Source organism: Streptomyces collinus (assembly GCF_031348265.1).
In the GTDB taxonomy this organism is placed as follows: Bacteria; Actinomycetota; Actinomycetes; order Streptomycetales; family Streptomycetaceae; genus Streptomyces; species Streptomyces collinus.
In genome coordinates this window covers 7,959,539-7,984,284 of the sequence record NZ_CP133771.1, presented here as the reverse complement: position 1 = coordinate 7,984,284, position 24,746 = coordinate 7,959,539, and the positions used below count along the sequence as shown (strand labels likewise).

Sequence of the window (24,746 nt, the reverse complement as noted above, 5' to 3'; positions counted from 1 at the left end):
CGGCGCGGCGCCTCGTGGGCACCACGCCGACACGCGCACGCGCGCTGCGGGCATCCGGGCCCGGTGGACGCAGCGCGCCGGGGCGCGTCCCTGGCCCGGTGGACGCAGCGCGCCGGGGCGCGTCCCGGGCCCGGTGGCCCGCGTCGTCCGGGACGGGCCGCATTCCATGCGGGGCGCCATCCGGCTGGGACGGGCCTACGCCGCCGGCACCGAGTGCGTCGGTACGCAGTACACCGGCTCACGCCGAGCCACGCAGACGGGCCGCCGCTGCCGACATCCCGCCCGGCGACCGACTGCCACCGGCCGCATCCCGTCCGGCTGCCAGGCCACCTCTCGGGGGCCGGCAGCCCTCGCCGGCCCGGACACACCGCGCAACCGGATCGAACCCACCCGCGGGGCGGGACGCACCGCGTCCGATGCCGGGTCACCACCCGGCCGGGGCGGGACGCACCGCCTTCGCTGCCGGGTCACCGCCCGGCCCGGGCGCGCCCGCACCAACAACACCGTGCGCGTCGGTACGCAAGTACGCCCACACGCGCCCACAGCCGCCGCTGCCGACGTCCCGCCCCGACGACCGGCTGCCGCCGGCCGGGGGGTATCCCGTCCGGCTGCCGGGCCACCTCTCGGGGGCCCGGCAAGCCCGCGCCGGCCCGGACGCACCGCGCAACCGGACCGAACCCACCGGCGGGGCGGGACGCGCCGCCTTCGCTGCCGGATCACCACCCGGCCCGGACGCGCCTACGCCACCAGCACCGTGTGCGTCCAGGCCGGTGCCGTCGTGTCCGGCGGCTGGGCCGCGCGGGCGAGGGTGCGGCGGTCGGGGCCGGCGGACGGCGGGACGGGGTTGCGTACCTCGACCTCCGCGATCAGGCCGCGGGCCGTCGCCACCCGCCACAGGGAGGCGAGCAGCGTGTCGTCGCCGACGTACGCGGGGGCCGTGGTGGCCCTGCCGCCGCTGAGCCGGTAGCCGATCCGCACCGGCTGGACGGGCACCCCGGCGTCCAGGGCCGCCTGGAAGACGGCCCTCCGGAAGGTGCCCTGGGCCCGGCCGCACCAGGTGCTGCCCTCGGGGAAGGCCGCGACCGCGGCGCCCTCGCGCAGGGCACCGGCGATCCGGGCGACCGTGTCGGGCAGGGCCCGCAGCCGGTCCCGGTCGATGAACAGGGTTCCGCCGCGGGCGGCCAGCGCACCGGCGACGGGCCAGTGCCGTACCTCGGTCTTGGCCAGCATCCGGGCGGGTCGGACGGCGGCGAGCAGCGGGATGTCCAGCCAGGAGATGTGGTTGGCGACCAGCAGCAGTCCGCCGGTGGGGGCTGCGGCGCCGGTGATGCGGACCCGGACGCCCGCGGCCCGCACGATCCACCGGCACCACCGCCGGACCAGTGACGCCGGTATCCTCCCGCCGAGGGGCGTCAGGGCGATCCCCGCGAGCAGGAGCAGGAGGACCGCGGTGAGCCGCAGCACGGCCCGCGGCACGGTCCGTGCCCGCACGGCCGCCGGCGCCTCGACGCAGGCCTGCGGCGTGCACGGCGCGGTGGGCAGCCAGGCGCTCATCAGGCCGGTACGAGGGAGAGGAAGTGGCGCAGGTACCGGGCGTTGACGCGGCTCATCGGCAGCAGCACGTACAGATCGGCCACGCCGAAGTCCGGGTCGTGGGCCGGTTCGCCGCACACCCAGGCACCCAGGCGGAGGTAGCCCCGCAGCAAGGCGGGCAGTTCGACGCGGGCGGCGGGCGCGGGACCCGGCGTCCACGGCAGCAGCGGCCGCACCCGGAACTCCTCCGGCGAGAGGTGCTTGTCGCGCACCCGGTCCCAGGTGGCGGACGCCAGGGTGCCGCCGTCGGCGAGCGGGACGGAGCAGCAGCCGGCGAGCCACTCGTGGCCGCGGTCGACCATGTAGCGGGCGATGCCGGCCCAGATGAGGCTGATGACGGCCCCGTCGCGGTGGTCGGGGTGCACACAGGAGCGGCCGACCTCGACGAGCTGCGGCCGGATCCCGTCGAGGGCGGCCAGGTCGAACTCGCCCTCGGAGTACAGCCGCCCCGCGACCGCGGCACGCTCCGGCGGCAGCAGCCGGTAGGTGCCGACGACCTGGCCGGTCGTCTCCTCCCGGACGAGCAGGTGGTCGCAGTACGCGTCGAACGCGTCGGCGTCGAGGCCCGGCTGCGGGCCGGCCAGCAGGGCTCCCATCTCCCCGGCGAAGACGTCGTGCCGCAGCCGCTGGGCGGCACGCACGTCCTCCTCGTTCCGGGCGAGGGCGACGGTGTAGCGGGTGGGGGCCGCGGGCTGCGCGGGGCGGTCGACGGTCAGTACGCCGGTCATGGCTCTCTCCTGGTCACGGGCCGGTTCGGCGAGGCGGGGGCGGGGCGCTGAGCGGTGTCGTTCGGTCCTGCGCCTCAGTTCTTCCGATGCCGACTGACCTGCGCGTGTCATGTGCAGAGAGAACGGGTGTGAGGTTGTTGAACGGCTCGCGCCCGCGGGCGCGGCCCGGATGGCCTAGCTGCACACGCGCCCACCGGCTCCTGCGGCGAGAGTGGGCTGCATGACCGAACCCGCAGCCGGCGAGCGACGCAGGGGCGCTGCCCCGTCCACCAAGCGCCGGCGCACCGTAGGCGGTGCCGGGGAGGCGGCCCGGCGCGCCGCCGAGGCACTGACGGAACTGATCCGCCACCGGCTCGAAGGGGTGTCCGCGGTGTGCCCCGGCGAGGACGACGGCTGGATCGTCGACGTCGACGTGCTCGAACTGGCACGCATCCCCGACACCACCAGTCTGCTCGCGACGTACCGGGTGGAACTGGACGCGGCGGGCGACCTGGTGCAGTACCGCCGGGTCGCGCGCTTCCGGCGTGGCGCCCAGGACCAGTGACCGGACCGTCGCAACCACTGACCGGAAGGACCGCCGCATGACCGTCTACAGCGACGAGATCGTCTGTGCGCCCCGCGCCGGCACCCTCTACGACGTGCTGGAGCTGATTCTCGACCGCGGCATGGTGATCGACGTCTTCGTGCGCGTCTCGCTGGTCGGGATCGAGATCCTCAAGGTCGACGCGCGCATCGTGGTCGCCAGCGTCGACACCTATCTGCGTTTCGCGGAGGCGTGCAACCGGCTGGACCTGGAGCACGACTCGCGCTCCAAGACCGTGCCCGAGCTGTTCGGCGGACCGGTCGCCAGGACCGTCGGCAAGGCGGGCGCCAAACGCGCCGGACGCTCCCTGACCGACAAGGTGCGCGACGTGCTCACGCCGGACGACGACGCGGGCGACGACGAGGCCCCCACCGAGCCCGCCGCGCGGCCGGCACGCAAGCGCCGCGGTGACGACGACCGCCCGCGGCCCCGGCGCCGCAAGGCCGAGGAGGAATGACCGTGACGGCCACCGCCGCCCTCACCACCGCCGGCACACTCGGCACCCTGTACGTCTACGGCATCGCCCCGGCGGGCGTCCGGCCCCCGCGCACGCCCGGCGTGGCCGGTGCGACGGTGCGGCTCCTGACCGAGGGCGGGCTGTGCGCGGCGGTCTCGGACGCGCCCGCGTCCGTTCGGGCCCGGCGACGCGACCTGATGGCCCATCAGGCGGTGCTCGGCGAACTCGCCGGGCAGGGCCCGGTGCTGCCCATGCGGTTCGCCGTCCTCACTCCCGACGCGGAGGCGCTGTGCGATCAACTGCGTGCCGGAGGCGCCCACTTGGCGGCCCAGCTCGACGGGGTGCGGGGCTGCGTCGAGATGAACGTGAAGGGCTCCGTCGTGCCCGGGTACTTCGCCGACCTCGTGCACCGGGACGACACCCTGCGCGAGCTCGCCCGCCGCACCCGGCGCCACCCGGGCTACGAGGCGAACGTGCGGCTGGGCGAGGCGCTCGCCAAAGGCGTGGCGCGCGAGGCCCGGGGCGCGGCGCGGGAGGTGCTGGCCCGGCTGGCCCCGCTCGCCGTGCGCACGGCGCCGGGGCCGGTCGACGACGAGCAGGTGCTCAGCACGTCGTTCCTGGTGCGTCACGCCGACGAACAGCGCTTCCGGCAGGCCGTGGCCACGCAGGCACGCGACTTCGGGGACAGGCTGGCGCTCAGTGTGACCGGGCCGCTGCCGTGCTACAGCTTCGTGGACGCGCCGTCCACCCCGGCCGGCCGGTGACCCGGTGGGACTCGTGAGCGGGCTCCTGCTGCTGCCGCTGGCCCCGGTGCGCGGCACGCTCTGGGTCGCCGACCACCTGCTGCGGGAGGCCGAACGCCAGAGCGGCGACCCGCGGGCGGTGCAGGCACGGCTGGCGGAGCTCAACAGGGCCCTGGAAGAGGGCGCCATCGACGAGGCGGCCTTCGAGGAAGAGGAGGAGCGGTTGCTCGCACGCCTCGACAGTCCTGTGCGCTACACCGGTGGCCGGCCCGTCGGAGGTGCCTTGTGACCGACCTCGGCACGTGGCCCGCGGCTCCGGGGGCGCAGCCGGCCGGGCCGCCGTCCGGAAGCCTCGCGGACCTGCTCGAACGCGTCCTGGACAAGGGCATCGTCATCGCGGGCGACATCAAGATCGACCTGCTCGACATCGAACTGCTCACCATCCGGCTGCGCCTGTTCATCGCCTCGGTCGAGACGGCCAAGAAGGCGGGCATCGACTGGTGGGAGACGGACCCGGCGCTGTCCTCACGCGCCGCTCGTGACGCACTGACCGAGGAGAACGCGCGGCTGCGCGCCCGCCTCGACGCCCTGGAGGAAGCCGGCCCCGACACCACGGAGGAGGCCCGATGAGCACGGCCCGGGTCGGCGCCGGGGAAGCAGTCGTGCCGCGCCCCGCCGTCACCTGCGTGTTCGCCGTGACGGAAACGCCGCCGCCGGACGAGGTCGTCACGGTGACGCCCGGCCATGACGGCGGTGGTCCGCTGCGGGTCCTGGCGGCGGGTCCGCTGCATCTGCTCGTGCAGGACGTTCCCGCGGCGGACTTCGGCGAGGAGGCGCTCGCACAGCGGCTCAACCGGCCCGCGGAGCTGGAGCGCTGCGCCCGCGCCCACCACCGGGCCGTGGAGACGGCCGCGAGCACGGGCCCCGTCGTGCCCCTGCCGATGGCGACGCTGTATCGGGACGACCGCAACGCCGTACGGGCCCTGGCCGCCCGGGAGGCGTCCCTGCGCACCCTGCTGGACCGGCTGCGCGACCGTACCGAGTGGGCGGTGAAGGTGCACGGGCCGGGCACCGCGCAGGCGGGCACTGCCGCCGCGGACGGGCCGGCCGACGGGCGGTCCTATCTGCGCCGGGCGAGCGCCCGGCGGCGCACCGAGCGCGAGGCGCGCGAACGGGCCCTGGAGCAGGCCCACGCCGTCGAACGGGAGCTGCGGCGCCATGCCGTCGCCGCGACGCGGCACCGGCCGCAGAGCGAGCAGCTGACCGGCACGAGCGTCCCCCAACTGCTCAACGCGGCCTATCTGGTGGACGACGGGCAGCGCGCCGAGTTTGCCCGGGCCGTCGGTGAACTGGCGCGCGAAGCAAGTCGTTCGGCCGTGGAGGTGACCGTGTCGGGCCCGTGGATCCCGTACTCCTTCGCCCGGCCGGACGAGGTGGAGAGCGCCGCGCCCCGGGAGGTCCACGCATGACCGTGCCGGTCGCCGGCGGCGCCGGCCGCGCGGGGGTGCCATGGGACGGCCCGGAGCCGTACGCGCCGGTGGGCGTGCCGCTCGTCGATCTGCTCGACCGGGTGCTGGCGACCGGTGTCGTGGTCAGCGGCGACCTGGTGCTGGCCATCGCCGACGTACCGCTGGTGCGGATCTCGCTGCACGCCCTGCTGGCGTCGGTCGGCGAGCGGGTGCCCGCGCCCTGGCCGGACAGCGGGCCGCTGTGACCGCGCCGCGCACCCACGCGCTGGACCTCGACCCCGAGCGGGTCACGAACGATCTGGCGGCTCTGGTACTGACCGTGGTGGAGCTCCTGCGGCAGCTCATGGAGCGTCAGGCGGTGCGCCGGTTCGACGAGGGGACGCTCAGCGCCGAGCAGGAGGACCGGCTCGGCACCGCGCTGATGCTGCTGGACGAGCGCATGGACGAGTTGTGCGAGCAGCACGGGCTGCGGCGCAGCGACCTCAACCTGGACCTCGGCCCGCTGGGCCCTCTCCTGGCCGATCCCGGCCCGTGACGGACAGACGCGAGACGGGGCCGGAGAGCACCACTCCCGGCCCCGCCCGTCCGCACCTACCGGCGAACGTTCACTGCAACCCCCTGGGGGGCGGGGAACAGCGTGATCAACCACGACGCACCCGCAGCCGCCGAAGCACCGAGCCCCTACGGCACTACCGCTTGGCCTTCCGCGCGGCCCGCAGCCACTCCTTGTTCATGCTCGTGATGGACATCAACGGGATGCCCTTCGGGCAGGCGGTGGCGCACTCGCCCGCGAGCGTGCACCCCCCGAACCCCTCCTCGTCCATCTGCTCCACCATGTCCAGCACCCGCGTCTCACGCTCGGGCGCCCCCTGCGGCAGCACGTTGAGATGGTTGATCTTCGCCGAGGTGAACAGCATGGCCGCCCCGTTCGGGCAGGCCGCCACGCACGCCCCGCACCCGATGCACTCGGCGTGCTCGAAGGCGAAGTCGGCATCCGGCTTCGGCACCGGCGTGGCGTGCGCCTCGGGAGCCGCTCCCGTCGGCGCGGTGATGTACCCGCCGGCCTGGATGATCCGGTCGAAGGCCGACCGGTCCACGACGAGATCCTTGATCACCGGGAACGCCGACGCCCGCCACGGCTCGACGTCGATCGTGTCGCCGTCCTGGAACGACCGCATGTGCAGCTGGCAGGTCGTCGTCCGCTCGGGACCGTGCGCGTCGCCGTTGATGACGAGCGAGCACGCGCCGCAGATGCCCTCGCGGCAGTCGTGGTCGAAGGCGACCGGGTCGTCGCCCTTGACGATGAGTTCCTCGTTGAGCGTGTCGAGCATCTCCAGGAACGACATGTCGGGCGAGATCCCGTCCACCTCGTACGTGGACATGGTGCCGTCGGCGTCGGCGTTCTGCTGCCGCCAGACGCGCAGGGTGAGCTTCATGCGTAGCTCCGCTGGGTGGGGTGGACGTACTCGAAGACCAGGTCTTCCTTGTGCAGCACCGGAGCTTCGCCCGTGCCGGTGAACTCCCAGGCGGCGGCGTACGCGAACTGCTCGTCCTCGCGGGCGGCCTCGCCGTCGGGCGTCTGGGACTCCTCGCGGAAGTGACCGCCGCAGGACTCCTCGCGGTGCAGCGCGTCGAGGCACATCAGCTCGGCGAGCTCCAGGTAGTCGACGATGCGATTGGCCTTCTCCAGCGACTGGTTGAACTCCTCGCCGGTGCCGGGCACCTTGATGCGCCGCCAGAACTCCTCGCGGATCTGCGGGATGCGCTCCAGCGCCTTGCGCAGCCCCGCGTCGGTGCGGGCCATGCCGCAGAACTCCCACATGAGTTCGCCGACCTCGCGGTGGAAGGAGTCGGGGGTGCGGTCGCCGTCGACGGACAGCAGCAGGTTGAGGCGGTCCTGCGTGCCGGCCAGCACCTCCTGGACGTCGGGGTGTTCGTCGGTCACCGTGTCGTGGTGGGGGTTGCGGGCCAGGTAGTCGTTGATGGTCGAGGGGAGGACGAAGTAGCCGTCCGCGAGTCCCTGCATCAGCGCGGAGGCGCCGAGGCGGTTGGCGCCGTGGTCGGAGAAGTTGGCCTCACCGACCGCGAACAGCCCGGGGACGGTGGTCTGGAGGTCGTAGTCGACCCACAGGCCGCCCATCGTGTAGTGCACGGCCGGGTAGATCCGCATCGGCACCTGGTACGGATCCTCGTCGGTGATCCGCTGGTACATGTCGAAGAGGTTGCCGTACTTGGCCTCGACGGCCCCCCGGCCCATGCGTTCGACGGCGTCGGCGAAGTCGAGGTAGACGCCCTGGCCGCCGGGGCCCACTCCCCTGCCCTCGTCGCACACGTTCTTCGCGGCGCGCGAGGCGATGTCCCGCGGGACGAGATTGCCGAAGGAGGGGTAGATGCGCTCCAGGTAGTAGTCGCGCTCGTCCTCGGGGATGTCGTTCGGGGGCCGCTGGTCGCCCTTGGCCTTCGGCACCCAGATGCGGCCGTCGTTGCGCAGCGACTCGCTCATCAGCGTCAGCTTGGACTGGTGGTCGCCGGTGCGCGGGATGCAGGTGGGGTGGATCTGGGTGAAGCAGGGGTTGGCGAACAGGGCGCCGCGCCGGTGGGCCCGCCAGATGGCGGTGGCGTTGGAGTTCATGGCGTTCGTCGACAGGTAGAAGACGTTGCCGTAGCCGCCGGAGGCGAGGACGACGGCGTCCGCGAAGTACGTGTCGATCTTCCCCGTGACCAGGTCCCGGGCGACGATCCCGCGCGCCCTCCCGTCGACGACGATCAGGTCGAGCATCTCGGTGCGCGGGTGCATCTCGATGTTCCCGGCCGCGATCTGCCGGCTGAGGGCCTGGTAGGCGCCGAGGAGGAGTTGCTGGCCCGTCTGGCCGCGGGCGTAGAACGTGCGCGAGACCTGCACGCCGCCGAACGACCGGGTGTCGAGCAGGCCGCCGTACTCGCGGGCGAAGGGCACGCCCTGGGCCACGCACTGGTCGATGATCTCGACGGAGATCTGCGCGAGCCGGTGGACGTTGGACTCGCGGGCCCGGAAGTCGCCGCCCTTGACCGTGTCGTAGAACAGGCGGTGGACGGAGTCGCCGTCGTTGCGGTAGTTCTTCGCGGCGTTGATGCCGCCCTGCGCGGCGATGGAGTGGGCGCGGCGGGGCGAGTCCTGGTAGCAGAACTGGACGACGTGGTAGCCCTGTTCGGCGAGGGTGGCCCCGGCGGAGCCGCCGGCGAGGCCGGTGCCGACGACGATCACGGTGTGCTTGCGCCGATTGGCGGGGTTGACCAGCCTGGCCTCGAAGCGGCGCTTGTCCCAGCGCTCGTTGATCGGCCCGGCGGGGGCCTTGGTGTCGGCGACCGGGTCCCCGGTCGTGTAGTCGGCGTAGGAAGTCATGTTCAGCTCACCACTCCGGTCATGACGCCCACGGGTACGGCGATGAAGCCGGCCGTGAGCAGCAGCGCGAGGACGTTGGCCACGGTCTTGAGGACGCGGTCGCGGGTGCGGCTGCCCACGCCGAGGGTCTGGGCCGCGCTCCAGAAGCCGTGCCGGACGTGCAGGCCGAGGGCGAGCATCGCGACGATGTAGACGACGTTGCCGTACCAGGTGGAGAAGGTGTCCACGACGTTCTGGTACGGGTGGCCGGGCTGGAAGCCGGGGTGCACGGTGCCGGTCGTCAGGTCGAGGATGTGCCAGACGATGAACAGGCCGAGGATGATGCCGCCCCACCGCATGGTGCGGGTGGCGTAGGAGGCCCGTGCCTTCTTGTGCACGTACTTGCTCGGCCGTGCCCTGATGTCGCGCCGGCTGAGCTGGTAGGCAGAGGTGGCGTGCGCGACGACGGCGACGACCAGCACGATCCGGACGAGCCAGAGCGTCCACTCGTAGTGCATGAACGGCTCGCCGACCGTGCGCAGCCAGTGCGCGTAGTGGTTGAACTCGCCCGCCCCGAAGAAGATCTTCAGGTTTCCGATCATGTGGACGACCAGGTACAGCAGCATGATCAGACCACTGACCGCCATCACGGTCTTCTTGCCGACGGTGGAGTCCCACACGGTGCGTGCGAGGGACGGCCGTCGGTCCGTCCGCGTTGCCAGAGCCATGCGCAGCACGCTACGGACGTGCAGCCGATCGGTCCAAGACATGGTCCGGCTTGAATCCATAGGCCGGGGCTATCGTAGGAGTATGCAGTTCCAGCAGCTCCAGTACTTCGTGGCCGTCGCCGAGACCCGGCACTTCACCCGGGCCGCCGATCTGGTCCATGTCGCGCAGCCGTCGCTGTCGCAGCAGATCAAGGCGCTGGAGCGGGAGTTGGGAGCGGACCTGTTCCTGCGCGCCCGCGGCAACATCACGCTCACGGACGCCGGGGAGGCGCTCCTTCCGCTGGCCCGGCGCATCCTGGCCGACGCGGACACGGCGCGGCACGAGGTGCAGGAGCTGGTGCAGCTGCGCAGCGGCCGGGTGCGGCTGGGGGCGACGCCGAGTGTGTGCACTGGTCTGCTGCCGGATGTGCTGCGGGCCTTTCACGACCGCTATCCGGGGGTCCGCCTGATGATCGAGGAGGGCGGCTCGCACGACCTGGTGCGGGAGCTGGCACGGGGCGCGTTGGATCTGGCCCTCGTCGTGCTGCCGCTGCCGACGCCCGCGCCGGCGCTGACCACGGTCGAGCTGCTGCGGGAGGACCTGGTCGTGGTCTCGTCCCCGGACGCGCCGAGGCCCGGCCAGGGGCGGCGTACGGTGCGGGTGTCCGACCTGGAGGGTGAGCGGCTGGTGATGTTCCGGCACGGGTACGACCTGCGGGAGCTGACCGTGGCCGCCTGCCGCGCCGAGGGCTTCGAGCCCGACTTCGCCGTGGAGGGCGGGGAGATGGACGCGGTGCTGGGTTTCGTACGGGCCGGGCTGGGGGTGGCCGTGGTGCCGCGGATGGTGGCGGCGAGGTCCGGGCGCGGGCTGCGGGTGACTCCGCTGGCCCGGCCCGGACTGCATCGCGTGATCGCGCTGGCGCATCGCAGTGATGTGGCGCCGCCCCGGGCCGCCCGGGAGTTGCAGCGGATGCTGCTGGAGCGGTGAGGCGGCCCGTCCCTGTGCAGGCCCCGGCACCTGCCGCCCGACGCGCGTGGTTCCGCTCCGCGGCGCCGTGCCGCAGGCGCCGCGGCTACCCCGCCGGGAGACGGCCGGCGGCAGGCCGGTGGGAGGACGCCAGGAACAGGAGTTCGTCGACCGGCCACTGATCGTAGACGTGCTCACCGTACTTGGCCGCGAGGATCCGGCCGTCGGTGCCGATCAGGAAGTCGGCGGGCAGGCCGAGCCTGCCGCCGGGCTGGTGGGTCGCGGGGAGCCGCTCGCGGCCGCGGAGGACCTCCCATCCGCCGCGCAGCACCGCCCCGACGACCGGCCCCCATGCGCGCGGACTGAGCAGCGCCCGGGGAGCCGACTCGACGCCGAACTCGGCGTACAGCCGCTTACCGGGATCGGCGACGACCGCGAAGGGCAGGTCGGCGGTGTGCCGGAGCAGTTCCTCGGCGGACGAGTGGAAGACCACGACCTCACGGACCCCTGCGGCCTCGATCTCCGCGTGCCTGCGGACCACCGACCGCAGGTGCAGATGGCACACGGGACACCCGGCGAACCGCCGGAACTGGAGGTGGACCAAGCGGTCGGGGTCGGGGACGCCGACCGGGCCGCCCGAGACGGTGTCGAACCGGCGGCCGGTGACGGTGGAGCCGGGCCGTAACGGCCGGGCGGGCCTGCGCATCAGCATGGGCGCTCCTTCGTAGGTGTACGGCGTACTCCTACGAAGGATAGGCGTATGCCGTACACCTAACAAGGTAGGCGTATGGCGTACGCTCATGGGCGTCATGCCACGTCCCCGCTCACTCAGCCACGCCCAGCTGGCCTCGGCCGCCCTCGCCGTGATCGACCGCGACGGGCTCGCAGGGCTGTCCATGCGCTCGGTCGCGAAGGAACTCGGCATGAGCACCATGTCGCTCTACCGGTACGTCGACGACCGCGAGGAGCTGGAAAGGCTGGTCGTCGACCTCGTGCTCGAAACCGTGGACACCGAAGCGCCCGGCCCCGGAGGCCACTGGCACGACCGCGTCGAGGTCCTGGTGCGGCGGCTGCGCGACGCCGTGGCGGCCCATCCGGAGATCGTGCCCCTGACCGTCGCCCACCGGCACCGGTCGCTCGCCGGGCTGCGCTGGTCGGAGTCCGTGCTCGGCGTGCTCGCGGAGGCCGGATTCGACGGCGCCCAGCGGGTGGTCGCGCTGCGGGGCCTGCTCGGCTATGTCATCGGCGCGATCCAGCTGGAGCACCTCGGGCCCCTGTCGGGCGAGGGCACGGTCGCCATCACCGAGCTGCCCCCCGACGCCTTCCCCTACATGACCGAGACCGCCCGAGACGCCCGGAAGGTCAGTGCCGACAGGGAGTTTCTGGGCGGTCTCGCGCTGCTGCTGCGCGGGCTGGGCTCCTGACCCGGCCGCACACAGCGGCCAGGGGCGTCAGCCCGTCGCGTCCACCAGGGCCAGTTCGTGGAGCCTCTCCGGGGGGCCAGGGCGGGCGTAGTACCACCCCTGGGCCGTGTCGCAGCCGAGTATGCGGAGTTGTTCGGCCTGGGCACCCGTCTCCACGCCTTCCACCGTCACCGTCAGGTCCAGGCTGTGGGCCAGGGAGACGATGCCCTCGACGATCTTGAGGTCGACGGGGTCGGCCGGGAACTGCTGCATGCTCTGGGTGAAGGACCGGTCCAGCTTCAGGATGCTGACCGGCAGCCGGCGCAGGTTGGCGAGGTTGGAGTAGCCCGTCCCGAAGTCGTCCAGGGCGATGTCGACGCCCATCTCCGCCAGCCGCCGCAGCGGCTTCAGCAGATCGTCGTCCGCGCCGATCAGCGCCGACTCCGTGACCTCCAGGCACAGCGCGTCGGGCTCGACGCCCGTGCGCTCCAGGATGTCGACCGTGTCCTGGACCAGACCGGGATGCGTCAACTGGCACGGCGACAGGTTGACGTTGATCCGCAGCGGCCCCATCGCGTCGGCGCCGCCGTGCAGTTCCCGCCACTCCCGGGCCTGGCGCACCGACTGCTCCAGCACCCACCGGCCCAGCGGCACGATCAGGCCCGTGTGCTCCGCGAGCGGGATGAAACGGTCCGGCCCGAGCACACCGTGCTGCGGATGCAGCCAGCGCACCAGGGCCTCGGCGCCCCGGACGCTGCCGTCGCCGAGATGGACCAGCGGCTGGTACTCGATGAAGAACTCGCCGCGCTCCAGCGCCGTCGGCAGCGCCGTGGTCAGGCCGTGCCGGGTGATGGCCCGGGCGTCCGCCTCCGGGTCGGCGAGTTCGAAGCGGTTGCCGCCCGCCGACTTGGCCCGGTACATGGTGATGTCCGCGCTGCGCAGCACCTCCGCCGGGCTGCGTTCCCCTGCCGGGCCCTCGACGATGCCGATGCTGCCGCGCACGGTCAGTTCCCGGCCGTCGACGCTGATCGGCGCGAGCAGCGCGTTCATGATGCGCCCGGCGAGTTCGTCGACGTCGCCCTGGGTTTCGGGGCCGGTGGTCAGAGCCACGAACTCGTCGCCGCCCAGCCGGGCGACCATCTCGCCGGGCGCCGTGGCGCAGGACTGCAGCCGGTCGGCGACCTCCACCAGCAGCCGGTCGCCGGCGGCGTGGCCGAGGCTGTCGTTGATCGTCTTGAAACCGTCGAGGTCCAGGTAGCACAGGCCGAACCGCCGGCCTTCCCCGGCGCCCAGTGCCTTCTCCAAGCGCTCGAAGAAGAACGTGCGGTTCGGCAGGCCCGTCAGCGCGTCGTGCGTGGCCTCGTAGCGCAGCCGCAGGTTGAGCAGCCGCCGCTCGGTGGTGTCCTCCATGAGGGCGAGCTGGTACTGGGGTTCGCCGTCGGCGTCCCGCAGCAGGGAGACCGTCAGATTGGTCCACAGGACGGTTCCGTCGGGCCGGTAGAACGCCTTCTCCAGGTGGTAGTGCTCCCGGTCGCCCCGCACGAGTTCGTCGTAGAGCCGCCAGGTCTGCGGAGCGTCGTCGGGGTGGGTCCACTCGCGGACGTTGCGGCTGCGCAGCGTCTGGTCGGAGACCCCGAACATGCGCAGCAGCGCGCCGTTGACCTGCAATATGTTGCCGTCGAGGTCGGCCATGCCGATGCCTATGGCCGCGCCCTCGAAGACGGCGCGGAAACGCGCCTCGCTGGCGTGCAGGGCCTGGGCCACCACGCCCTGCGCCTGGAGGGCGGCCTGTGCGATGGCCTCCTGCTCGGCCAGGGTCCGCTCACGCAGCGCCCGGGCGAAGCCGGCGGCCATCGCGTGCTGGAGCCGCGCGCACCGGGCCCGCAGGTCCTCCTGGTCGCCGCCGCCGCCGCAGTACAGGACCAGGTACGCGTCGACGCAGTCCAGGGTGCGGCTGAGCGCCTCCGGGTCGGTGCAGTGCGCGTCCACGAGGGCGGCGCCGACGGCCCTGCCCGCGTCGGAGTCGAAGGCCCGGGCCAGCAGCGCCTCGCTCAGCCGCCGGGCCAGGGGCAGCAGATGTTCCTCGAACTCGGTGCGGGTCGACGACGTCGAGGTCACCGGGAAGACGGCCCGGCTCCAGATCGTCGCGAATCTGCGCAGTCTGTCCTCCGGCCCGTCCGGTTCCGCGGTCACGCCGTACGCCCCACGCCCGCGAACCCGGAGAACGCGTACGGATCCTCGTCCTCCGGTGCGGTGTCGGGGCGCCAGCGCGGCATCGCCACCAGTCCGGGTTCCACCATGTCGTACCCCTCGAAGAACCGCGCGATCTCCTCGCGCGAACGCATGATCAGCGGGTTGCGGATGTCCTCGTACACGTCCACCGCACCCCCGGCCCGCTCCGGCGGCAGCGGGATCCCCTCGTAGGAGGCGTGGGTGAGCACGAGCAGGCTGCCGGGCGCGAGCGCCTCGCGCAGTTCCGCCACGGCCCCGTACGGGTCGTCCTCGTCTTCCACGAAGTGCAGTATGGCAACGAGGAGCAGCGCCACTGGCTGATTCAGGTCGATCAGCCGCTCCACCTCGGGACTGCGCAGGATCTCCTGGGGCTTGCGCAGGTCCGCGGCGACGACGCCCGCGTCGTCGTTGGCCTCCAGGACCGCCTGGCTGTGCGCCACGGCCACCGGGTCGCGGTCGACGTACACCACACGCGCCCCGGGGTGGGCGGCCTGCGCCACCTCGTGCACGTTGCCGAAGGTGGGGATGCCGGAGCCGATGTCCAGGAACTGGGTGACGCCCCGGCCGACCGCGTAGCGCACCGCTCGGCGCATGAACGCACGGTTCGCCTGCATGATCTTGGGGAGCCCCGGCATGAACTCCATGGCCCTGCGGGCCGCTTCGCGGTCGACCTCGAAGTTGTGCGATCCGCCCAGGTAGTAGTCGTACATCCGGGAGACGCTGGGCACCGATATGTCGATGCTCCGTGGGGCCCAGGCGGGACGCTCCATCTATCTCTCCAAGGCGTAGGCGATCCGGTGTTCGAGCAGAGGCTACTGATCGCCCGCCAATGGAGCGACCCGAAACGGAAATTGACCATCCGTTCCCGGTCACTGCCTGCGGCACGTGCCGAATTGATACCCCTCCGCATGACCTTCGAACATATGACGAACAGTGTTCGAGGCATTCCGCAGAGTTCCGGCCCGAAAGGGTAAAGGTGTTGGTAATTCGATGAGTTCAGGTGAAGAACGGCAAAACGGTCCGCCTCTCCGTGGGGCACGGAGAGGCGGACCGGGTCTGCGCTTCGGTTGGACGAGCTGATCAACCCTGGGGAGGTTTCTCCACTACTCCGACGCGCCGACCAGCTTTCCGTCGGGCCGGACGGCGAACCAGGTGCCGCCTACGCCCTGGCCGTTGGTGTCGCCCGGGGCCTTGTCGTTGGCGAAGGTGTAGATGGGCGAGCAGTTGATCGTCTGCTGCTTGCCCTTGCCGTCGGTCCGGTCGAAGATCATGTAGCCCTTCTTCTGGATGCCCTTGGTGTCGGCGAAGTCGACGGGCTCCACGAGCGGCCACTTCTCCAGGCACTCACCGGTGCAGTTGGAGACCGGCTTGGGCCAGGCCTCGTCCTTCTTGAACCGGTAGACGGTCATGCCGTTCTTGTCGACGACGATCTCGCCGAGCTTGGCGTCGTTGCGCGTGGACAGCCCGGCCTGGACCGCTTCGCCGCCGCCCTCGGCACCGCCCTCCGCACCGCCCTGCGCCTTCTTGCCGTCGGGAGCGAGCGCGTACCACTTGCCGCCCACACCCTGGCCCTTGACGTCACCGGCGTTGACGTCCTTGGCGTAGCGGTAGGCGGGCCAGCCGCCGACCGTGAGCTGCTTGGTGCCGTCGGCCCGGGTGACCGAGCCGAGCAGCGCCTTGTCAATGCCCTCGCCGGCCTCGGCGTCGTCCGCGGGCACCGGCGGCCAGGTCTTGGCGCAGTCGCCGTCGCAGTTCGACTTGGGCGGCTGCTCGGTGTCCTGGTCGAACCGGTACAGGGTGAGACCGAGACTGTCGGTGACCACCTTGCCGACCTTCTCGGCGGTGGAGACGGACAGCTTGCCGGCGGGGTTGGACGGGCTGGAGGCGCTGGGCGCGGCCGGCTGACCGGTCGCGGCGCCGCCCGCAGTGCCCGCGGTGCCCGAGCCGATGCTTCCGTAGTCCCCGGGCGCGGCCGTGGCGCCCACGTTCTGGCTGGCCGCCGGTGGGCTGTCCTGACCGCACGCCGTCGTCAGCGCCAGGACCGCCGCGGCGCTCGCCACGAGTGAGGCGCTCCGCCAGGAGGTCTTCATCGTCAACTCCCCATAATCGCAAGGGTGTTGCAGCGCCCTGCTGCGCCGCCGCACGGTCATGAGTACGCACGGGAGCAGCGATTGTGTTCAACCGTCGGCCAAATTTCTTTCCGGAACCCCCGACGAGCCCCGCCCGGAGCCGCACACACGTACACGTCGAGCCCCCTGCGGGCGGCCGCTGATCAAACCGGCGACACCCGAAGATCCCTCTTTCGGGGCAATCCCCTTGCACCCCGGCACGTCCTGGCGGCACAGGGCTCATGATCTTCGTCGTGCATGCACCCCTCTCGACTCAACCCGCCCTTGCGGCACGGGCCTTGGCGGCGGCGACGCTGACCTGGGCGCTCGTCGGCGCACCGGCCGGGGTCGCGGTGGCCGACGCCTGCGCGTACGCCTCGACGGGGCCGGACGGCACCGAGGCGGTGGCGTACGCCGGAAGCAAGAAGACCTGGCCGACCAAGCCGCCGTGCCCGGCACCCACGCCGAGCCCCTCCCCCACGCCGTCTCCGCCCCCGCCTCCGCCGCCGAAGCCGCCCCCGCCGAAGCCCACCCCGACGCCCGAGCCGACACCGACACCGAAGCCTCCGCCCCCGAAGCCGGCCCCCACGGCCAGACCCGCGCCACCGCCGCCGGAGCCGCCGCCCGCGCGACGACCGGCGCCGGCCGCGCCCCGGCCGGTCCCGGAGCCCGTGATGCCGGCGCCCGCTCCCCCGGCACCGGCTCCCCCGGCACCGGCTCCGCCGGCCACCCCCGCGCCACGTCCGTCAGCGAAGCCCGTGCACTACCCGCGCTATCGCGCCGCGCCGCCCCGGCCGCGGCCGGCGAACGGCACGCTGTCGCCGCTCACCTTCGTCCTGCTCGTCACGGTGCCCGCGGTGGTGGCCGTCGCCGCGCTGCGCGCGCGCTGATCCCTGAAGCCCTGGAGGTACCCCTTGCCGGAATGGCTTGTTCTCACCCTCGCGATGCTGGCCGCCTGTGCCGTGGTGGTCATCATCACCTTCGTACGCCACCGCGCGGCGCCCGAGGACGAGGACCCCAGTGAGACTCCGGACGTCATCGAGTACATGACGATGTGGATCGGCGTGGTCTACGCCATCGTCCTGGGCCTGGCGATCGCCGGAGTCTGGGAAGGGCGCAGCGCCGCACAGGACCACGTCCAGGCCGAGGCGGCCGCGCTGCACGAGATCTCGGAGCGGGTACGGGTCTATCCGGCGGAGGAACGCGACCGCATCCGGGACGACATCCGGACGTATGTGAGCCATGTCGTGACCACCGAGTGGGACACCATGGCCGACGAGGGCGAGGTCACCGAGCGCGGCGCCCGGCTCTTCGAGCGGATCCGCCAGGACGTCACCGACTACGAGCCGGCGACGGACTTCGAGGCCCAGGCCTACCAGCCGTTGATGGACCAGGTGACCGCGGCGAGCCAGGCGCGGATCGCCCGGGCGGAGTCGACCGGGGAGACCATGCCGGGTGTGGTGTGGTTCGGGCTGATCGCCGGGGCCGTCGTCACCATCGGGATGATCTTCGCGCTGCAGATCCGCAGAACGACACGCGAGCTGGTCCTGGCAGGGCTGTTCTCGGCGCTGATCGCCTTCCTGCTGTTCCTCATCTGGGACTTCGACTCGCCCTACGGCAGGGGCGTGACCGCCTCGGCCGACCCGTTCCTGAACCTCTTCCCGGGCGTCGGGGACTGACGGCGCCCCGCACCACGGATTCCGGCCGGGGGGCGCGCGACACACCGTCGCCGTCCCCCGGCCGCGTGGCCGGTGTTCCCCCGGACGGCCCACACCCGTGCCCCATTCGCACTACTGCGATCGCGCCGCCTCGCGCGTCTTCTTAACGTTTCGGGCATCGAGGTGCATTTGTGACGTGAGCGGAACAGGTCCGCGATTGCTCCTCGGGGACCCGGAGGATCCACCATGCGCGCGATATGCCTCGCTTCGGCCGTAGTGCTGGGCGCCGGCGCCCTCACCTCCTGCGTGGCCGCCGCCGACGCGTCGATCCAGACCGACTTCGGTTTCAGCGTCGAGCCCTCCACCGTCAGGGCCGGGGGCGACGTCACGCTGAGAGTGGTGCGCAACGCGGCGTGCCAGGGTGAGGCGGCGGTCAACTCACCCGTCTTCGACCTGGTCACCATCCCGCCGCGGGAGTCCTGGGCGACGGCCACCGTCGACTGGGACGCCAAGCCCGGTGCCGTGTACGACGTGGAGTTCGAGTGTGACAAGTCGAGCGGTACCGCACGTCTGACGATCGCGGGCGGTCATCCGACCCACCACCCCACGCACCACCCCACCCATCACCCCACGCACCACCCCCACAAGGGGGCGCACGCCGGGGAGGGCGGCACCATCGCCGGCTTCGACCTCAAGGAGATCGGCCTCGGCGCCGCGCTCATCGCCGGTTCGCTCGGCGTCGCCTACCACTTCGCGCGCCGCCGCACCGACGAGGACGCCGGCTGACACCTCCCGCACCGCAGGTCTTCGCCCCGGCTCTCCCAGGTGGGAGAGCCGGGGCGAAGTCCGTTCACGTGCGAGGTGAGGACGCGTGGAGGGAGCCTGCGGCGAGGCGTCAGATGTTCCGCTCGGCCCGGCGGCGCATCCAGAACACACCGCCGCCGACCACGGCCGCGGCCACGAGGCCGCCGCCGATGGCCACGTCGGTCGGCGTCGCTCCGGTGGTGCTGCTGCCGCCGATACCGCCCCGGACACCGCCGATGACGGTGAAGGCCTGGGGCTTGGTCAGCGACCCGCCGTCGCAGGTGACCGTGATGTCGTACGGCCCCGGGCGGGCATCGCTGTTGACGGTGGCGGTGCCCCGCGCGGTCCCGCTGCCGGCGCCGCCCCGGCCGCCCTCGTTGCCCTTGCCGCCGCCGACCGGAGAGAGCCGCGTCGGCGAGAACGCGGTGGACGTGGCCGTACCGCCGTTGCGGCAGCCGTCGGCCGTGATGGTCAGCTGGCCCCCGCGGGCGATCACGCTGGGCAGGACGACGATGTTGCTGGGCCTGTCCCACGCGACGGCCGCGGGGGCGGAGAGGCCGAGGGCGGCGACCGCTGCGCCGGCGACCGCCAGGGCACGAGTGTTACGCATGTGAACCTCCGCGGAAGGCGCCCCGGGACCCGTCCCCGGTCAATCGGCGAGAAAGCGCCTCCCAGAAAGACAGTCAGTTGCCGGGCCCCGGGCCGCATTTCGGGAATGGTCCGTCCTGGTGAGAGAGGGCGGTGCGGGAAAACCGCGCAATCCAACATCACCGCAGGTCACGGGCCGTCAGAAATTTCCTCGCCGCGGCAACTCGGATGGCGCACCACATGTCGCCGCACCGCCCCACACCTCCCCCGGCCACCCGTTCGCCGCCGCCCCGTCGCCGGTTTCCCGCACGCCACTTAGCGTGTCGCTATGCGCGATGGGCACGGGGACGGCCGCGTCGAGAGGGGATGGCGAATGTCTGCGTCCGAGCTGGCCGAGGCGGAAGAGGAGGCGCGGCGGAAGAAGCGTGCCCCGTGGGGCGTGATAGCGCTGGTTCTGCTGACCGGCCTCGCGCTCATCCGGAACGGTTCGGGGGAGTTCGACGAGGGCCCGCCGCAGCCGGCGACGGCCGCCGCGGCGGACAGCCGGGTACCGGGCGGCACCTTCGCCGGGACCGTCCGGCCCTTGCCCTACGCCCTCCCAGACCGGGTCCGGATCCCGGCGATCCAGGTCGACGCGCCGATCATCCCCGTCGGGCTGGACGCGGACGGCTGGGTCGGCGCACCGCCGCCGGAGGACCCCAACCTGGCCGGCTGGTTCACCGGTGCCGTCACCCCCGGCGAGAAGGGCACCGCGGTCGTGGTCGGCCATGTCGACAACCAGCAGGGCCCTGCCGTGTTCTACGGACTCGGGGCCCTGAAGCAGGGACATCGCATCGAGGTCGCCCGGCAGGACGGAAAGACCGCCGTGTTCGAGATCTACGGCGTCGAGGTGTTCGAGAAGAACAATTTCCCCGGCGACCGTGTCTACGCGTCCAAGGGCGCGGCGGAACTGCGGGTCATCACCTGCGGCGGCGGTTTCTCCGAGCAGGAGGGATATGCGGCGAACGTCGTCGCCTTCGCCCGCCTGGCCGAGGTGCGCTGAGCGTTCCCGGCCGGGCGGGCGAAAGCCCCGCGGTGTCCTCAGGCGTAATGCCGCCGGGGCACCGTGACGTGGTAGCCGGAGTCCAGCAGTTCGGGAAGGTAGCGCCGCAGGGCCCGCACACTCTGCGAGCGGTCGCCCCCGGCGTCGTGCGCGAGCACCACGACGCCGGGGGCGGCGCCGCGTTCGACCCGGTTCGCGATGGACCGGGCCCCGGGAGTGGTCCAGTCGAGGGTGTCGACCGTCCAGGCGAGCGGTTCCATGCCCAGTTCGGCGCCGATCTGGAACGCGGCGCGGTTCCAGGCTCCGTAGGGCGCGCGGAACCACTCGGGGCGCTCCCCGTAGGCGTCCTCGATGACGTCGGAGGTGCGTTCCATCTCGGAGCGGATCTGCCTGCGGGTGAGGCGGGTGAGCAACGGGTGGGACCAGGTGTGGTTCCCCACGACGTGGCCCTCGTCCGCCATCCGGGCCAGCATCCTCCTGCCGCCGGCGACCATCTCCCCGCACACGAAGAACATCGCGCGCACGTCGTACTCGGCCAGGGTGTCCAGGATGTCCGGGGTGTAGCGGGGATCGGGGCCGTCGTCGAAGGTCAGGACCATGGTGCGGCCCCGGCCGGACACGCGCAGCAGCGGTTCGCGGCGCACCAGGGTCCGGCGCGGCGCGGCGCGCGGCGGGCCGTAGCCGGTCAGGGGCTGCAGCCGGTACGCGGAGGAGTTGACGAGGCGGCGGGGCTGGGGGCCCGCGGCCGGGGCGGAGGTGACGGTTCCGTCCCCGGTGACAGCCGTGACCACTCCGGCCGTCGCGGCCGCTCCCACGGCGCCGGCCCCCGCGATCAACGCCCGGCGCCGGGTGAGCAGCCGGGAGAGCAACTGATCCTTCTTCATGACTCATCAGTCGCCCGGCGGAAGGCCGACGCACGCGAGCAACACCGGTGTGGCGGCACACTTTCACCCGTTCGGCCCACGCAGACGGATCAGCGGCGGCGCACCAGGGGGAAGGGCAGGGTCTCCCTGATGGTCAGTCCGGTGAGGAACATGACGAGCCGGTCGACGCCGATTCCGAGGCCGCCGGTGGGCGGCATGGCGTATTCGAGGGCGTCGAGGAAGTCCTCGTCGAGTTCCATCGCCTCCGGATCGCCCCCGGCGGCCAGCAGGGACTGGGCGGTGAGGCGGCGGCGCTGCTCGACGGGGTCGGTGAGCTCCGAGTAGGCGGTGCCGAGTTCGGTGCCGAAGGCGACGAGGTCCCAGCGTTCGGCGAGGCGCGGGTCGGTGCGGTGCTGCCGGGTGAGCGGGGAGACGTCGGTGGGGAAGTCCTTGTAGAAGGTGGGCAGCTGGGTCTTCTCCTCTACGAGCCGCTCGTACATCTCCAGGACGACGTCGCCGTGGCCGTCGTCGGCGGTGTACGGCACGCCGGCGCGGTCGCAGAGGCGGAGCAGCTCGGGCAGTTCGGTGCCGGGGTGGATCTCCTCGCCGAGGGCCTCGCTGACGGCGCCGTAGACGGTCTTGACGGGCCACTGCCCGGAGATGTCGTGCTCCTCGCCGTCCTTGTGGGCGACGGGCTTGCCGAAGGCGGCGGTTGCGGCGCCCTGGATCAGCTCGCGGACGAGGTCGAGCATCACGTCGTAGTCGGCGTACGCCTGGTAGGCCTCCAGGATGGTGAACTCGGGGTTGTGCTTGTAGTCCGTGCCCTCGTTGCGGAAGGTGCGGCCCATCTCGAAGACCTTCTCCATTCCGCCCACGCACAACCGCTTGAGGTACAGCTCGGGGGCGATGCGCAGGTAGAGGTCGAGGTCGTAGGCGTTGATGTGGGTGGTGAAGGGCCGGGCGTTGGCGCCGCCGTGGATCTGCTGGAGCACCGGCGTCTCGACCTCCAGGTAGCCGCGTGCCAGCAGGCCCTGACGCACGGCCTGGACGGCGGTGGAGCGGGCGCGGACCACGTCGCGGGCGGCGGGGCTGGCGGCCAGGTCGAGGTAGCGCATGCGGACCTTGGCCTCCGGGTCGGCCAGGCCCCGTCGTTTGTCCGGCAGCGGGCGCAGGCACTTGCCGGTGAGCTGCCAGGAGGTGACGAACACGGTCGGCTCGCCCTTGTCGCTGACGCCCGCCTCGCCGGTGGCGGTGATGTGGTCGCCGATGTCGGTGTCGGCGGTGAAGCGGTCCAGGGCGGGGCCGGAGCGGTCGCGGGTGAGGGCGAGTTGGTGGTCGCCGGACCAGTCGCGCAGGACGGCGAAGACGATGCCGCCGAAGTCGCGGACCAGCATGATCCGGCCGGCGACGGTGACCTGCTCGCCCGGCCGGACCTCTGCGAGGGTGTGTGTGCGGGCCGGGAGGCCCACCGGGTAGGGGTCGATGCCGTCGGCGCGCAGCCGGTCGAGCTTGTGATGCCGGACGCGGACCTGGTCGGACAGGCGGGAGAGAGGGTCGGCGGGCTCGGTCCCGTCCCCTCCGGCGAGGCCGAGCGCCGCCAACGACGGCAGCCCCTCCGTGGTGGCGGGCCGCTGTCCGCCCTTCGGGTGCCCCTTTCCCTTTCCCCACAACTTGCGCATCGACGGTACGGAGACGAAGCCCTCGGCGATGCCGGAGGCGAGACCGACCCGGGCGAGGGAGGCGGCCTCCGCGTAGCAGAGGAAGCGGGGGTACCACTCGGGGTGGTACTTGGCGTTGGAGCGGTACAGGGCCTCCAGTTGCCACCACTTGGAGAAGAACAGCAGCAGGCGGCGCCAGAGGCGGATCACCGGTCCCGCGCCGATGCGGGCGCCCTCCTCGAACACGGAGCGGAACACGGCGAAGTTCAGCGAGACCTTGCGCACGCCGAGTTTCGGGGCGACGGCGCACAGTTCGGCGACCATGAACTCCATGACGCCGTTGGGGGCGGTGCGGTCACGGCGCATCAGGTCCAGGGAGACGCCGTCCATGCCCCAGGGCACGAAGGACTGGATGGCGAGGAGCCGGCCGTCCTGGTCGAGGGCCTCGGCGAGGAGGCAGTCGCCGTCGGCCGGGTCGCCGAGGCGGTCCAGGGCCATGGAGAAACCGCGTTCGGTCTCGGTGTCTCGCCAGGCGTCGGCGCGTTCGACGAGCCGGCGCATCTCCTCCTCGGAGAGGGTGGAGTGGCGGCGGACCCGGCACGTGACGCCGGTGCGGCGGATCCTGTTGACGGCCTGGCGGGTGACGCGCATGTCGCGGCCGTCGAGGTCGAAGTCGAGGACGTGCAGGATCGCCTCGTCGCCGAGCTGGAGCGCGCCGAGCCCGGCGCGGACGAAGGCCCGGGCGCCCTCCTCGGAGGCGCCCATCACGGCCGGGACCCAGGCGTAGCGGCGGGCCACGTCCTGCCAGGCGGCGATCGCGTGCGGCCAGGCCTCCCGGTCGCCCACCGGGTCGCCGCTGGCCAGGCACACCCCGGCCTCGACGCGGTAGGTGACGGCGGCCTTGCCGCTGGGTGAGAAGACGGCGGCCTTGTCGCGGCGGGTGGCGAAGTAGCCGAGGGAGTCCTGGTCGCCGTAGCGGCCGAGGAGGGCGCGGATGCGGGCCTCCTCGTCGTCGTGCAGGGCGGCTTCCAGGCGCTGGGAGCGGAACAGGGTGGCGGCGGCGTTCAGCAGCGCGAGCGCGCCGAACAGGCCGAGCAGGAAGAACAGGGCGTGCGGCGGGCGGCCGTCGAAGGACCCGGCGGGCACCAGGCCGCCGCACACCCGGTTCGCGGCCCAGGCCAGGCGCTCGCCGCTCGGCAGACTGCCCGGGAACGCCTCGACCAGCGCCCAGCCGACCAGGATCGCCGCGACCAGGCCCGCCACCAGGACGGCCAGGGCCCGGCGGACGGCGGCGCGGCGGGATGCGGCGTAGAACTCCTTGCGGGCGTAGATCAGCAGGATCAGGGCGAGGCCGCACACCACGAGGGAGGGGACGGACTCGGCGAACTCGCCGACGGCCATGCCGAGGATGTCGGTCAGGACCAGCAGGCCGAGGTAGACGACGACCAGCCACCAGGCGATCTTCTTGCGGGCGCCGGTCGCGGCGGCGAGCAGGAACAGGAAGACGGCGTAGGCGAGGTTGGCGCTGACCGGGACGAGCAGCAGGTCCAGGAAGCGGACGAGGGGGCGCAGGCCCGTGCGCAGCGGGGGGATCAGCGCCAGCAGGGCGCAGAGCAGACCGAGGGCGCCGAAGAAGACCGCGAAGCCCTCGGGTACGCGGCTCAGGAAGCCGTGCGCCCGGTGGGGCGGCCGCATGGCGCCTGAGGTGTCCTCGGCCGTCCCGGTGTCCGCGATGACGCTCATGCTTTCGACTCTAGGAACACCCGCGCCTCCTCGCCCGTC

General features: G+C 72.5%; 27 protein-coding genes. 14 read left to right on the top strand and 13 right to left on the bottom strand.

Going from position 1 to position 24,746, the window contains the following annotated elements:
• Window positions 1-738 precede the first annotated feature (738 nt).
• Both RFN52_RS35895 and RFN52_RS35890 read right to left on the bottom strand, forming a co-directional pair.
• Complete coding sequence (locus RFN52_RS35895; RefSeq protein ID WP_184852930.1) at window positions 739-1,554, bottom strand: lysophospholipid acyltransferase family protein; 816 nt, start codon at window positions 1,552-1,554, stop codon at window positions 739-741.
• Window positions 1,554-2,321: a GNAT family N-acetyltransferase gene (locus RFN52_RS35890; RefSeq protein ID WP_184852927.1), complete on the bottom strand. Its 768-nt coding sequence runs from the start codon at window positions 2,319-2,321 to the stop codon at window positions 1,554-1,556. Before RFN52_RS35890 ends, RFN52_RS35895 begins: the two co-directional genes overlap by 1 nt.
• A 220-nt stretch (window positions 2,322-2,541) precedes the next feature.
• Here RFN52_RS35890 and RFN52_RS35885 point away from each other — a divergent pair, with 220 nt between their 5' ends.
• Genes RFN52_RS35885 through RFN52_RS35850 form a run of 8 tightly spaced genes read left to right on the top strand, consistent with a single transcriptional unit; the run spans window position 2,542 to window position 6,108 of the window.
• Complete coding sequence (locus RFN52_RS35885; protein WP_184852923.1) at window positions 2,542-2,865, top strand: gas vesicle protein GvpO; 324 nt, start codon at window positions 2,542-2,544, stop codon at window positions 2,863-2,865.
• A gap of 37 nt (window positions 2,866-2,902) precedes the next feature.
• Window positions 2,903-3,361, top strand: a complete 459-nt coding sequence (locus tag RFN52_RS35880; RefSeq protein WP_184852920.1) for a gas vesicle structural protein GvpA — start codon at window positions 2,903-2,905, stop codon at window positions 3,359-3,361.
• The gene (locus RFN52_RS35875) at window positions 3,358-4,125 is read left to right on the top strand and encodes a GvpL/GvpF family gas vesicle protein (protein ID WP_184852918.1); all 768 of its coding nucleotides are present in this window, start codon (window positions 3,358-3,360) and stop codon (window positions 4,123-4,125) included. The genes RFN52_RS35880 and RFN52_RS35875 overlap by 4 nt, the downstream gene beginning before the upstream one ends.
• A 4-nt stretch (window positions 4,126-4,129) precedes the next feature.
• Complete coding sequence (locus RFN52_RS35870) at window positions 4,130-4,393, top strand: gas vesicle protein GvpG (protein ID WP_184852915.1); 264 nt, start codon at window positions 4,130-4,132, stop codon at window positions 4,391-4,393.
• Window positions 4,390-4,734 carry a gas vesicle protein gene (locus tag RFN52_RS35865; RefSeq protein WP_184852912.1) on the top strand — a complete coding sequence of 115 codons (345 nt, stop codon included), beginning with the start codon at window positions 4,390-4,392 and terminating at the stop codon, window positions 4,732-4,734. Before RFN52_RS35870 ends, RFN52_RS35865 begins: the two co-directional genes overlap by 4 nt.
• The gene (locus RFN52_RS35860; RefSeq protein ID WP_184852909.1) at window positions 4,731-5,573 is read left to right on the top strand and encodes a GvpL/GvpF family gas vesicle protein; all 843 of its coding nucleotides are present in this window, start codon (window positions 4,731-4,733) and stop codon (window positions 5,571-5,573) included. Before RFN52_RS35865 ends, RFN52_RS35860 begins: the two co-directional genes overlap by 4 nt.
• On the top strand, window positions 5,570-5,818 hold the full coding sequence (locus RFN52_RS35855; protein ID WP_184852906.1) for a gas vesicle protein: 249 nt from the start codon (window positions 5,570-5,572) through the stop codon (window positions 5,816-5,818). Before RFN52_RS35860 ends, RFN52_RS35855 begins: the two co-directional genes overlap by 4 nt.
• Window positions 5,815-6,108: a gas vesicle protein K gene (locus RFN52_RS35850; protein ID WP_107454186.1), complete on the top strand. Its 294-nt coding sequence runs from the start codon at window positions 5,815-5,817 to the stop codon at window positions 6,106-6,108. Before RFN52_RS35855 ends, RFN52_RS35850 begins: the two co-directional genes overlap by 4 nt.
• Window positions 6,109-6,262: 154 nt before the next feature.
• Here RFN52_RS35850 and RFN52_RS35845 read toward each other — a convergent pair whose 3' ends face one another.
• The 3 genes from RFN52_RS35845 to RFN52_RS35835 are packed head-to-tail and all read right to left on the bottom strand — an operon-like array spanning window position 6,263 to window position 9,662.
• Complete coding sequence (locus tag RFN52_RS35845) at window positions 6,263-7,009, bottom strand: succinate dehydrogenase/fumarate reductase iron-sulfur subunit (protein ID WP_184852903.1); 747 nt, start codon at window positions 7,007-7,009, stop codon at window positions 6,263-6,265.
• Complete coding sequence (locus tag RFN52_RS35840) at window positions 7,006-8,955, bottom strand: fumarate reductase/succinate dehydrogenase flavoprotein subunit (RefSeq protein WP_184852900.1); 1,950 nt, start codon at window positions 8,953-8,955, stop codon at window positions 7,006-7,008. The genes RFN52_RS35845 and RFN52_RS35840 overlap by 4 nt, the downstream gene beginning before the upstream one ends.
• Window positions 8,956-8,957: 2 nt before the next feature.
• Window positions 8,958-9,662 carry a succinate dehydrogenase gene (locus tag RFN52_RS35835; protein ID WP_184852897.1) on the bottom strand — a complete coding sequence of 235 codons (705 nt, stop codon included), beginning with the start codon at window positions 9,660-9,662 and terminating at the stop codon, window positions 8,958-8,960.
• An 82-nt stretch (window positions 9,663-9,744) separates the two neighbouring features.
• Between RFN52_RS35835 and RFN52_RS35830 the strand changes: the two genes are divergently transcribed.
• Entirely contained in the window at window positions 9,745-10,629 is an 885-nt protein-coding gene (locus RFN52_RS35830) for a LysR family transcriptional regulator (RefSeq protein WP_184852894.1), read from the top strand.
• Between the two features lie 85 nt (window positions 10,630-10,714).
• Here RFN52_RS35830 and RFN52_RS35825 read toward each other — a convergent pair whose 3' ends face one another.
• Window positions 10,715-11,320 carry a peroxiredoxin-like family protein gene (locus RFN52_RS35825; protein WP_373308415.1) on the bottom strand — a complete coding sequence of 202 codons (606 nt, stop codon included), beginning with the start codon at window positions 11,318-11,320 and terminating at the stop codon, window positions 10,715-10,717.
• Window positions 11,321-11,417: 97 nt separating this feature from the next.
• On the opposite strand from RFN52_RS35825, the gene RFN52_RS35820 reads away from it, so the two are divergent.
• The gene (locus RFN52_RS35820; RefSeq protein ID WP_184852891.1) at window positions 11,418-12,032 is read left to right on the top strand and encodes a TetR/AcrR family transcriptional regulator; all 615 of its coding nucleotides are present in this window, start codon (window positions 11,418-11,420) and stop codon (window positions 12,030-12,032) included.
• Window positions 12,033-12,059: 27 nt separating this feature from the next.
• On the opposite strand, the gene RFN52_RS35815 is transcribed toward RFN52_RS35820, so the two are convergent.
• The 4 genes from RFN52_RS35815 to RFN52_RS35800 all read right to left on the bottom strand — a co-directional run bounded on the left by RFN52_RS35815 (window position 12,060) and on the right by RFN52_RS35800 (window position 17,081).
• Window positions 12,060-14,204, bottom strand: a complete 2,145-nt coding sequence (locus tag RFN52_RS35815) for a putative bifunctional diguanylate cyclase/phosphodiesterase (RefSeq protein ID WP_184852887.1) — start codon at window positions 14,202-14,204, stop codon at window positions 12,060-12,062.
• On the bottom strand, window positions 14,201-15,013 hold the full coding sequence (locus tag RFN52_RS35810; protein WP_184852884.1) for an SAM-dependent methyltransferase: 813 nt from the start codon (window positions 15,011-15,013) through the stop codon (window positions 14,201-14,203). Before RFN52_RS35810 ends, RFN52_RS35815 begins: the two co-directional genes overlap by 4 nt.
• Before the next feature lie 333 nt (window positions 15,014-15,346).
• Window positions 15,347-16,333: an SCO0930 family lipoprotein gene (locus RFN52_RS35805; protein WP_184852881.1), complete on the bottom strand. Its 987-nt coding sequence runs from the start codon at window positions 16,331-16,333 to the stop codon at window positions 15,347-15,349.
• 292 nt (window positions 16,334-16,625) lie between these two features.
• Window positions 16,626-17,081 carry a hypothetical protein gene (locus RFN52_RS35800; protein WP_184852878.1) on the bottom strand — a complete coding sequence of 152 codons (456 nt, stop codon included), beginning with the start codon at window positions 17,079-17,081 and terminating at the stop codon, window positions 16,626-16,628.
• Between the two features lie 28 nt (window positions 17,082-17,109).
• Between RFN52_RS35800 and RFN52_RS35795 the strand changes: the two genes are divergently transcribed.
• From RFN52_RS35795 to RFN52_RS35785, 3 genes are all read left to right on the top strand, one after another.
• Window positions 17,110-17,241, top strand: a complete 132-nt coding sequence (locus RFN52_RS35795; RefSeq protein WP_033308025.1) for a hypothetical protein — start codon at window positions 17,110-17,112, stop codon at window positions 17,239-17,241.
• A 54-nt stretch (window positions 17,242-17,295) separates the two neighbouring features.
• Window positions 17,296-18,030: a bestrophin-like domain gene (locus RFN52_RS35790; protein WP_184854161.1), complete on the top strand. Its 735-nt coding sequence runs from the start codon at window positions 17,296-17,298 to the stop codon at window positions 18,028-18,030.
• A gap of 225 nt (window positions 18,031-18,255) precedes the next feature.
• Window positions 18,256-18,795, top strand: a complete 540-nt coding sequence (locus tag RFN52_RS35785) for a hypothetical protein (protein ID WP_184852875.1) — start codon at window positions 18,256-18,258, stop codon at window positions 18,793-18,795.
• 109 nt (window positions 18,796-18,904) lie between these two features.
• Here the strand turns inward: RFN52_RS35785 and RFN52_RS35780 are convergent, their stop codons facing one another.
• Window positions 18,905-19,423: a hypothetical protein gene (locus tag RFN52_RS35780; RefSeq protein WP_184852872.1), complete on the bottom strand. Its 519-nt coding sequence runs from the start codon at window positions 19,421-19,423 to the stop codon at window positions 18,905-18,907.
• A gap of 351 nt (window positions 19,424-19,774) precedes the next feature.
• Here RFN52_RS35780 and RFN52_RS35775 point away from each other — a divergent pair, with 351 nt between their 5' ends.
• The gene (locus RFN52_RS35775) at window positions 19,775-20,443 is read left to right on the top strand and encodes a class F sortase (protein WP_184852869.1); all 669 of its coding nucleotides are present in this window, start codon (window positions 19,775-19,777) and stop codon (window positions 20,441-20,443) included.
• A gap of 38 nt (window positions 20,444-20,481) precedes the next feature.
• On the opposite strand, the gene RFN52_RS35770 is transcribed toward RFN52_RS35775, so the two are convergent.
• Window positions 20,482-21,327 (bottom strand): polysaccharide deacetylase family protein, encoded by an 846-nt coding sequence (locus RFN52_RS35770; RefSeq protein ID WP_184852866.1) that lies wholly within the window; start codon window positions 21,325-21,327, stop codon window positions 20,482-20,484.
• A gap of 89 nt (window positions 21,328-21,416) precedes the next feature.
• Window positions 21,417-24,659 carry a bifunctional lysylphosphatidylglycerol synthetase/lysine--tRNA ligase LysX gene (lysX, locus tag RFN52_RS35765; RefSeq protein ID WP_311241253.1) on the bottom strand — a complete coding sequence of 1,081 codons (3,243 nt, stop codon included), beginning with the start codon at window positions 24,657-24,659 and terminating at the stop codon, window positions 21,417-21,419.
• Window positions 24,660-24,746 lie beyond the last annotated feature (87 nt).

Coding starts and splice junctions, on each gene's coding strand:
- RFN52_RS35895 (WP_184852930.1), bottom strand. CDS start 1,554: ATGAGCGCCTGGCTGCCCACCGCGCCGTGCACGCCGCAGGCCTGCGTC.
- RFN52_RS35890 (WP_184852927.1), bottom strand. CDS start 2,321: ATGACCGGCGTACTGACCGTCGACCGCCCCGCGCAGCCCGCGGCCCCC.
- RFN52_RS35885 (WP_184852923.1), top strand. CDS start 2,542: ATGACCGAACCCGCAGCCGGCGAGCGACGCAGGGGCGCTGCCCCGTCC.
- RFN52_RS35880 (WP_184852920.1), top strand. CDS start 2,903: ATGACCGTCTACAGCGACGAGATCGTCTGTGCGCCCCGCGCCGGCACC.
- RFN52_RS35875 (WP_184852918.1), top strand. CDS start 3,358: ATGACCGTGACGGCCACCGCCGCCCTCACCACCGCCGGCACACTCGGC.
- RFN52_RS35860 (WP_184852909.1), top strand. CDS start 4,731: ATGAGCACGGCCCGGGTCGGCGCCGGGGAAGCAGTCGTGCCGCGCCCC.
- RFN52_RS35855 (WP_184852906.1), top strand. CDS start 5,570: ATGACCGTGCCGGTCGCCGGCGGCGCCGGCCGCGCGGGGGTGCCATGG.
- RFN52_RS35845 (WP_184852903.1), bottom strand. CDS start 7,009: ATGAAGCTCACCCTGCGCGTCTGGCGGCAGCAGAACGCCGACGCCGAC.
- RFN52_RS35840 (WP_184852900.1), bottom strand. CDS start 8,955: ATGACTTCCTACGCCGACTACACGACCGGGGACCCGGTCGCCGACACC.
- RFN52_RS35835 (WP_184852897.1), bottom strand. CDS start 9,662: ATGGCTCTGGCAACGCGGACGGACCGACGGCCGTCCCTCGCACGCACC.
- RFN52_RS35830 (WP_184852894.1), top strand. CDS start 9,745: ATGCAGTTCCAGCAGCTCCAGTACTTCGTGGCCGTCGCCGAGACCCGG.
- RFN52_RS35825 (WP_373308415.1), bottom strand. CDS start 11,320: ATGCTGATGCGCAGGCCCGCCCGGCCGTTACGGCCCGGCTCCACCGTC.
- RFN52_RS35820 (WP_184852891.1), top strand. CDS start 11,418: ATGCCACGTCCCCGCTCACTCAGCCACGCCCAGCTGGCCTCGGCCGCC.
- RFN52_RS35810 (WP_184852884.1), bottom strand. CDS start 15,013: ATGGAGCGTCCCGCCTGGGCCCCACGGAGCATCGACATATCGGTGCCC.
- RFN52_RS35805 (WP_184852881.1), bottom strand. CDS start 16,333: ATGAAGACCTCCTGGCGGAGCGCCTCACTCGTGGCGAGCGCCGCGGCG.
- RFN52_RS35790 (WP_184854161.1), top strand. CDS start 17,296: ATGCTGGCCGCCTGTGCCGTGGTGGTCATCATCACCTTCGTACGCCAC.
- RFN52_RS35785 (WP_184852875.1), top strand. CDS start 18,256: ATGCGCGCGATATGCCTCGCTTCGGCCGTAGTGCTGGGCGCCGGCGCC.
- RFN52_RS35780 (WP_184852872.1), bottom strand. CDS start 19,423: ATGCGTAACACTCGTGCCCTGGCGGTCGCCGGCGCAGCGGTCGCCGCC.
- RFN52_RS35775 (WP_184852869.1), top strand. CDS start 19,775: ATGTCTGCGTCCGAGCTGGCCGAGGCGGAAGAGGAGGCGCGGCGGAAG.
- RFN52_RS35770 (WP_184852866.1), bottom strand. CDS start 21,327: ATGAAGAAGGATCAGTTGCTCTCCCGGCTGCTCACCCGGCGCCGGGCG.
- lysX (WP_311241253.1), bottom strand. CDS start 24,659: ATGCGGCCGCCCCACCGGGCGCACGGCTTCCTGAGCCGCGTACCCGAG.